Origin of the sequence: Gilliamella sp. Lep-s35 (assembly GCF_009795845.1) — a bacterium.
Taxonomy (GTDB): Bacteria; Pseudomonadota; Gammaproteobacteria; order Enterobacterales; family Orbaceae; genus Gilliamella.
The window spans coordinates 1-226 of record NZ_WTEX01000101.1 but is presented as its reverse complement, the minus strand read 5'-3'; the positions used below and the strand labels follow the sequence as shown (position 1 = coordinate 226).

Annotated in this window: 1 pseudogene; it reads left to right on the top strand. The window is 36.3% G+C overall.

Annotation, left to right across the window (positions count from 1 at the left end):
- Window positions 1-226 (top strand): annotated as a pseudogene (locus GQ590_RS12205) (hypothetical protein); the annotation flags it as partial.

Here is a 226-nt window from a genome sequence, read left to right as displayed (position 1 = left end):
GGTTAGCAGGCGGTATAGCTTTGTATAATTACGTTCATGATGCCAACACTTGGATAGACCCATTTGGATTAACAGGTACATATATGTTTACTGACGGTACAGATTGGTATATTGGTAAGGGAGCAAAAGATAGAATGTATACTTCAATGAAACAAAGAGTTGGAGGTAAAGCTAATGTGACTCAAGGAATACACGTTGATTTTGGGGATAACAAAATAGGATTAAT